Below are 8,057 nucleotides of genomic sequence, written 5' to 3' on the forward strand. Positions count from 1 at the left end.
ATTTCTAAAAATAATTAATCAGCTATCAGTTATTGCTTCCCGAGGTCCTATCTCCTCAGGAATATCTTGGATAATTGCCTGTATATCCTGTCCAAATACCACAGCGACCTGTTCCGGCGGCAGTAACATACCAAGCATCATTCCATAAATTTTTTCCAGATTTTGTGTATGACCTAAACTTGCTCTACAGTATAAATAGTGGTGTGGCTCAATCGGACTCTGCTCAAAATATTGCTCTATTCTCTTTAATGTCTTGATCTGTGTAATATCATCAAGTACCACCACAAAAGGTTCTTCATTTTTATACTGTGGTAGTTCATCAATATTCAGTTCTTTCAGAATATGTCTGACCTGATTCTGGTTTATAGCCAGCACTAACCTTTTTAAAGGTAAGAGCTGTTCAAAATTGACCTTTGTAGATGCTATACAACAGCTGCTCGAAAATTCTGCTGGCAGATAATGGTCAGAGATCCAGATGCGCTCATCAATTATCTCCTGATCAATTTCAGAATCAGCACTAATGATCAGAGAAATTTCCTGGGTCTGATCCTGCTGCTGTTTCAATAAAATTAAAAAATCATGTACTACTGTTTCTGCGCCAAGAAAATGATATGCCAGATGTATTTTTTGCGGAATAATGCCAAGGTTACTGAAAAACTCCTGTAACCGGTTTTGGTGAGCCGTTTCATTCCAGACGTGCTGTAAATCTTCAGATAAAAGAATATGCAGATTAAGACGATCGAGTCTTTCCACCTGTTTAAGTTCTGGTACAGCAACTTCATCTGGATCATATTCTGCGCCTGGGTCTATCCAAGCAGGATGCATACGGTAGTCATGAATTTGTTGAGTTTCATAGAACAGACTGGAGTATTTTAGATGTTCAGCAACCTGACGAAGTACCTCAACATTTTTTTCAAGCTGATGCTCTACTAAAGCCATAATACGTTGTTGGCGTACCGAAAATGTGGTAAGCCCATCTGCATCTTGCTCCGGTCCAAGTTCTTCATCCAGCTTTTCAATACGGTAAGAGAGAATTGGCAGCCCATTGCTATTTTGTAATTTCAGGTCCAGTTCAGGACTTGTATATTCTTTTAACTGCTCAAGAATGGCTCCATCTTCACCTAAAGCACTGTAAACATGCGCAGCATAAATGTTCAGCTTTAGCCACTCAATCTGTTGCGTCACCTGAGTACTTGGTGCTTCTTGTGCTTTCTGTTGTGCCAATTCAGCCTGATTTTTTTTACTCTGATAGGCCTGATAAGCTAGATAAATCAACCATGGCGAGAGTAAAAGACATGTTATAGCAAGAGGTAAGAGCCCGAAATAGATCAGGAAATCCTGACGTTCTGGTTCATATTGAACATCTCTCCAGTACAGAATGATCAAACTACTTAGCGTTAAAAATACACCAATAAAAGTCGCCAGGATTTTTTTCAACATGAAACCGCTCCTATCAGACTATAGCAGGTTTCATAGTTATGCTGGGGTTGCTCCGGTGGCATCAGAAAACTACCTTGTCCCAGACCAGCAGACTGTTGATGCTCCAGATGCGTGGCCTCAATTTCACTCCGGTCCAAGATTAATCGCACATCAATAAATAATGTTGGACTACACCAAGACTGCACCAGACGTTTAAGTTTTATGTAAAGCGGCTGCTGTGGTAAAAATTCCAGATACTGTGCCCGTTTCATAGGGCCTATCTGTATTTCAATTTTTCCATCAACCTGCTGAACGGTATCGCCACAAAATGTATTTAGTCCCAAAAGGCTGGGTTTGTGACTATTGAGACGGGTTTTTTGTTCATCGGCTAATTTAAAGGTTTCCCTGATGAATTCCCGTATATGTATGTTCTGCTTAAAGATACAGCTCAGCATGGTTTTCAGCGCATGAGGAGTATTATTCTGTCCCTGCATCAGGCCCGCGAATTCCGCAAAATACTCGTCCAGCTCAGTTTGCTGATGCTGGGTACGAATATAACCATTTAATGCATGCAAGATATCCAGATAGCGGTTTTCCTGTTCAACTTCATAACGTATAGGTAAATTATAGCTAATACTCGAATCTACGTACTGTGCGGCCAGTTTATGATTAAATAAGCCCAAAAACTCTTTCACTTCCAGGCGTTGCTGCCGGGTACCCTGTTTAACCTTACAGGTATAAGCATAAGGTAAAGCACCCTGAACACCAGTAAGTCCTACTACCAGATTAGTCAAATGCAGGTGCTGCTCTTTAAATTCCAATTGCTCCACTTCTGATGCAGGGAAACTTAGATTAAAAGCAGGTTCAAACTTAAAAGTATCTGCCCACGCAGAATTGCCGCGTAAATACGGAACATGTCTCAACAGACGTGTTGTCTGAATAAACTCAAAAGTACCTGCTTTATTAAATAACTGGTCAATTACAGAAGAGTTTTGCCACCAACGTTCTGCACGCATTGGTATAACTCCTGCTGACTTAAACTGTCTGTGATTACCACATCAACGAAGCTGTTGATCTGGACCTTCAAATTAAAGATATGACTAAGTAAATAACTGAATATATATAAACTATGGCCCCTGAAGACACTGCTATTTATACTTAACTCTGCTTTAACACCCCGAATAAACATGGGAAAAGGTTTTGCATCAACCAGTTTATGGGTTAATGAAAACTCTAATTGATCAATTGCATTAATAATTAAGTGATTTTCTTTAGAAGACGGCAGATTATATAATGCAAGCAATTCCTTAACATGGCTTAGGCTGTCGCCTTTCATTAAAGCTAGCGTATTCAGTGAAAGATGAGAAATAATACGCCACTGTTCAGTTTTATTCTGATCAAAACTATAAGGTACCGTTGGACGTTTAAGTATTAATGCCCGGCGTGCCAGACTGCTATCATTCAGATTTAAAATATTATTAGACTGGCTTAATGCCTCATGAGCTAAATCACGGTTCGAACATAATAAACGGATACTGATAAAATCAGATTTAATCTCAAGGGGTTTTAAATGTTTAGAGATGATTGAGTAGCGCATCTCGACAAAATTGGTTTGTATTGGCTGATAATCCAGCGCATAAAAAAACTGTACCTGTTCATTTTTATAGTGGCTGATAGCAAAAAATGGTAAAACACTAGTATAGACCTGCTCCTGATTGGTTTTCTCACGCACCATATTCATTTCAAGAATTGAATATACTTGATAAGATTCAGGATGATGTGTATCCGTAATTAATGGATAATATAGCTGGGTATGAGTGATTTTCTGTGGTTCAGCTTGCTTTTCAAACAGGTTGATGGCTGGTGAAGTAAACAGCTTAAAATTTGCAACATTCAGTTCAGAATAATTACGAATCATTGATTGGTCATTCAGATTCAGCTTAAAATAAATTAGAACCTCAAAACTCTCATACTGCTGAATACGGCCTTTTAAAATACCAAGATCAAGATTTAAATAATTAAATTTTTCGGGAAAACAAAAATATTCCATCAGTAGACGATAGGCATGATGGGTATGCTGATCTACTGGTAACAGGCATTCTTCTTCTGCAAAACCTATGATACTAAAAGGGTTATCTATTTTTAAGATCTGTTGACCAATTCGCAAGGCAAATCCAGTCTCAGGCCTAAAAATACTGTCTAAAACCTGTAAAGGGAAATTTGAGATTGCATCCAGGTAGATAGATAATCTTTCCTGTATCAGAACAGCTTGTGCATTATTAAAAATGTCAAATTTTAAGCTCAAGCTTGCATTCTGGCTTAAATGTATATGTGCACTTGGTGATGTTTTAAATTCAAGTTGACTTAAGGCAACAGGAAGCAATATTACCTGTTGACTGGTATTAAACTCACACTGTACCCCTCTAAAACTGCGCGACTTCAGGGTTGTCTTTTTAGGAATAATATGTCGGCCAGTCAACTGTCTGATTTTATTTTCGTCTTCAAAACTTACTATCGTACAGGCTGGAAAATGCCGCAAATACTGCGGAAACATTACTTCAAATAATGCCCGAGTAAATACGTCATAACTATCTTCAAGCTTTTTATCAATCCGAGCTGCAATTAAAGAAAAAGCCTGAATTAACCGTTCAATATGCGGATCATCAATCTGTTCTTGATTTAATGATAAACGCTGGGCAATTTTAGGATACTTCTGTGCAAACTCTCGTGATTGCTGACTGAATTCTTGTAATTGCTTTTCATAATACGGTAAGAGTTGTTCTATCACAGGAGGCCCACATTAAGTTCTTGCAGAGATAACGTATTGTTGTGTTGTTGGTTTTAATAAAGCATCAAAAAGTACAGGTTCATATAGAGGATAAATATTTAAATAAGCCTGAATGCTCAAGCAAAGTGACCCCATATTATGCCCATCAAGTAACATTTCTACTTTGACCTGCTTAAGACGTGGCTCATGTGCTTCAATAGACTGCTCGATAGAATGACAAATTGTCTCCCGATCCAGTGGATTAGCTGTAGAAAGTCCCACAAAGTCAATAATCCCAAACTGTAAAACAGATTTACGGGCCAGTGGATAAGCTGCCATCTCTTGATCAAATTTTGCCACACGGCTGTTTAATAAATCTTCTAGATCATGAGCAACAGATTCCCGTAACTGCTGGATTGAAAGTCCCTGTAAATAGCGGTCTTGCTCTGGAATCAGGCGATCAAACAATGTCGAACGGAATCCATAAGGGTATAAATGGTCTAGATTCATTTTTTAGTTATAAATAAAAGCTTAATAGAAATAGAGGTTAACCAGGTGTTAACCTCTATTCAGGGTAATCACTTGACTATTATGCAGCGTAAGATGCTGTATTATTAGAAAGTGACCATTTCTTAGTAACTGCGCCTTTTGCTGTACCATTAATATCCTGTTGGTTATAAGTCCACTCAACAGCGGCATATTTCAGACCAAACGCTTCTGTTGGCACACCCTCTTCATTTACAGTGGGTGTTACGCTTGAAACAAGTACATGCTTTAACTTGATTTGCAGATATTTAATACGTTTATCGCCATTGGCCCGATAAAAGTCAATCTGTACTTCATCAAAGGTATAGCCCGCAGAACATGCTTCCCATAATTTAGGGCTGGTTGCATCCAGATCTTTTACAAATATCATGTCTGAATGCTCAACACGTTCAGCCGTATGCCCCCCTACACTACTTGAAGTTGCAGATTTAGGCTGACGAATATTATGAGACCAAGAGTTAACCTCAAGCCATCCCTTATGCTCACTGTCACGTGACTCACCATCTACTTTATATTTACCTCTAAATTCGATATAAATATCTTTCATTTAATAAACTTCCTCTTTTAATTTAAAGTTATTATGTGGTTAGGTTCTTTTTAGTTGGAAGACTGGGGTAATTCAGTCACGAGTCGCAAAGAAACAGACAACTCATCCAGCTGGAAATGCGGTCTTAAAAAGACCACCGACTTGTAGTGTCCCGGTTGCGCCGGATCTTCTACAACTTTTACTGATGCTTCACGAAGCGGATACTGTGCCTTGGCTTCTTGTGATGCACCATCATCAAGTAATACGTACTGCGATAGCCATTCATTTAGAAATGCCTCTACATTACCTGCCGAAGCAAAGCTGCCGACCTTGTCACGCATCATTGCTTTTAGATAGTGAGCAATACGTGATACGGCCATGATGTATTGGATCTGGCTAGACAGTGCAGAATTTGCATTAGCTGTATCGTTGTCATATTTTTTTGGTTTCTGAGCTGACTGGGCACCAAAGAAAGCTGCATAATCTGTATTTTTGCAGTGAACCAGCGGGATAAAACCAAGGTCGCTTAACTCTTTTTCACGTCGGTCAGTAATGGCTATTTCTGTTGGGCACTTGAGTAACACTTCGCCATCTGGGGTCTTAAAAGTGTGCACAGGCAGTCCTTCTACCAGGCCACCGCCTTCTACACCGCGAATTGCTGCACACCAGCCATATAAATCAAAAGCATTTGTCAGACGCGTACCGAATGCATAGGCTGCATTCATCCATAAATATTCGTCATGATGCTGACCAGATACTTCCTCAGCGAAATTAAAACCCTCTGTTGCAGTACCCTCTTTAGGATGATAAGGCAAACGTCCCAATACGCGTGGCATAGTTAGAGCAACATAGCGCGCATCTTCACTATCCCGAAAGGAACGCCATTGTACATATTCAGCAGTTTCAAAAATTTTGGAGACATCTCTTGGACGGTCAATATCAGTAAATGACTCAAGACCCAGAATACTTGGACTGGCTGCGGAAATAAAAGGTGCATGTGCTGCAGCAGCGATATGAGAGATCTGCTCAAGCAGATACATGTCTGAAGGAGTACGGTCAAATTCAAAATCACCGATCAGGGCTGCATATGGAGCACCACCGAAGGAGCCATATTCCTCTTCATAAATCTTTTTAAACAATGTGCTCTGGTCAAAATCAGTTGCACCCTGAAAATCTTTTACCAGTTCCTTCTTAGTAGTATTCAGCATCCGGATTTTGATCATCGGATTAGAAGGTGTTTCTTGGCAAAAATAATATAACCCGCGCCAAGTCGACTCGATCTTCTGAAATTGTTCATTGTGCATGATCTGGCTAAGCTGGCCGGAAATCAGTGCATCAATTTCTGCAATACGCTTGTCAATTGAAAGCGTCATATTTTCAGATACTGTAATGGTTCCTGCCATTACTTCTTTTGCCAGCTCGCCAATCAGGCTTTTAGCACGGTCATGTTCTTCTTCATTTCGCGCAATGCGGCTTTGTTCAACAATAGAGTCCAGCAGATTGACCGGTTCATTTTCCAGAGCAAATGCAGTAGCTGCCTGAGTATTATTCATGTTCAGCCTCCGCGCTCAGTTTACGTATCTGGTCAGTACTTTTAAGTACTTCATCCAGTAAGTCTTCAAGCTTTTCACTATTGGATATCTTGTTACGCAAATCTGTCAAACGTTCACGCGCTTCCACAAGTTTGCGCAAAGGTCCTACCTGCTGAGCCACCTGCTCCGGCCGAAAATCCTTCATAGACTTAAATATCAATTCTACAGACATGCGGCCGCCCTCCTCAGTCAGAGTGTTATTTACCTGAAAAGCAGCACGTGGAGCAAGTGACTCCATGACTTCATCAATGTTATCCAGATCAACATTAATGAATTTCTTATCTTTTAATTTAGTCTTTTCCAGTTCAGAAGCAGCAGAAAAATCCCCTACTACTCCAACTACAAAAGGTAATTCTTTGGCTTCTTTACCATCACCAATTTCAACGTCGTAAGTGAGCTGAACACGTGGTGGACGAATCCGCTGAAGCTTTTTCTGTACGCTTTCTCTTTTCGCCATAATGTTGTATTCCGAATAATTTATTTAAGTGATTCAAATGGATTCGTGCCAGTTTTACTTATACTTGCTGAATTTGGCTGTTTAGTTGCTGTACTTTGGCGGGCTTTCACCGGCGCTGTACGAATGTTGCTATTACGGGAAGGCTTTGCTGTGGTGGTACGTTTGGTTGACTTTACTACTGAACGCGCTTCGCGAGTTTTTATCGTCTCATCAGTAATAGCTTTGGTATTTATCGTCTCAGGTACGGGCATAGCCATACGGATCGTATCACTTAACTCTTTGGCAGGTGGGTAAGTCAAGTCATTACTCAAGAACCGCATTTCATTAGTACGCATATCCTGTAAGGCCTGTTTGGCAATTCCTATTCCTGCAAGAAAGGTAACATCTGTTAAACCTGCACCTCGAACATTTTGCTGTTTGAGTTGTTGTGCAAGCGCTAGTGCATTTACGGGCTGATTCAACTCGTACATACGCAAGGCAGGGCAGAGTAAAACTTGAAGTGCGACATAAACCACCTAATTAATTTAAAGGGTTTATGGAGTATATAAAATTGTCATACCATCATCTTAACTTTGAAGATCGTACTGCATTAATGCTTGAGTCAAGAAAAGAAGGCTTTTCAGCCAGAAAATTTGCTGAACTCATTAAAAGACATCCTAGTACGATCTATCGTGAGCTTAAAAGAAATAGCATCAATGACGTTTATCAAGCTCGATATGCTTCTGATAACACCTTCGCTAGACGTAGACG

The 8,057-nt window shown here is 39.9% G+C and carries 8 protein-coding genes and 1 pseudogene; 1 reads left to right on the forward strand and 8 read right to left on the reverse strand.

Annotated elements, in window-relative coordinates; all coding sequences use genetic code 11:
- Positions 1 to 18 precede the first annotated feature (18 nt).
- The 8 genes and pseudogenes from N518_RS0112305 to N518_RS16340 all read right to left on the reverse strand — a co-directional run.
- Complete coding sequence (locus N518_RS0112305; RefSeq protein ID WP_005025190.1) at positions 19 to 1,440, reverse strand: hypothetical protein; 1,422 nt, start codon at positions 1,438 to 1,440, stop codon at positions 19 to 21.
- On the reverse strand, positions 1,434 to 2,435 hold the full coding sequence (gene tssG / locus N518_RS0112310) for a type VI secretion system baseplate subunit TssG (protein WP_005025188.1): 1,002 nt from the start codon (positions 2,433 to 2,435) through the stop codon (positions 1,434 to 1,436). Before tssG ends, N518_RS0112305 begins: the two co-directional genes overlap by 7 nt.
- A complete protein-coding gene (gene tssF / locus N518_RS0112315; RefSeq protein WP_005025186.1) occupies positions 2,399 to 4,207 on the reverse strand; it encodes a type VI secretion system baseplate subunit TssF in 1,809 nt (602 codons plus the stop codon). Before tssF ends, tssG begins: the two co-directional genes overlap by 37 nt.
- A gap of 12 nt (positions 4,208 to 4,219) precedes the next feature.
- Positions 4,220 to 4,696, reverse strand: a complete 477-nt coding sequence (tssE, locus tag N518_RS0112320; RefSeq protein WP_005025183.1) for a type VI secretion system baseplate subunit TssE — start codon at positions 4,694 to 4,696, stop codon at positions 4,220 to 4,222.
- Positions 4,697 to 4,775: 79 nt separating this feature from the next.
- Positions 4,776 to 5,279: an Hcp family type VI secretion system effector gene (locus N518_RS0112325; protein WP_005015188.1), complete on the reverse strand. Its 504-nt coding sequence runs from the start codon at positions 5,277 to 5,279 to the stop codon at positions 4,776 to 4,778.
- Positions 5,280 to 5,329: 50 nt separating this feature from the next.
- Positions 5,330 to 6,811 (reverse strand): type VI secretion system contractile sheath large subunit, encoded by a 1,482-nt coding sequence (gene tssC, locus N518_RS0112330; protein ID WP_005015197.1) that lies wholly within the window; start codon positions 6,809 to 6,811, stop codon positions 5,330 to 5,332.
- Entirely contained in the window at positions 6,804 to 7,307 is a 504-nt protein-coding gene (tssB, locus tag N518_RS0112335; RefSeq protein ID WP_005025179.1) for a type VI secretion system contractile sheath small subunit, read from the reverse strand. Before tssB ends, tssC begins: the two co-directional genes overlap by 8 nt.
- 20 nt (positions 7,308 to 7,327) lie before the next feature.
- A pseudogene (locus N518_RS16340) lies at positions 7,328 to 7,801 on the reverse strand (hypothetical protein); the annotation flags it as partial.
- Between the two features lie 98 nt (positions 7,802 to 7,899).
- Here N518_RS16340 and N518_RS16840 point away from each other — a divergent pair.
- On the forward strand, positions 7,900 to 8,057 hold a 158-nt coding region (locus tag N518_RS16840), incomplete at its 3' end, for a helix-turn-helix domain-containing protein (protein WP_230400563.1).

It is taken from the genome of Acinetobacter sp. UNC436CL71CviS28 (assembly GCF_000620525.1).
GTDB classification, from domain to species: domain Bacteria; phylum Pseudomonadota; class Gammaproteobacteria; order Pseudomonadales; family Moraxellaceae; genus Acinetobacter; species Acinetobacter radioresistens.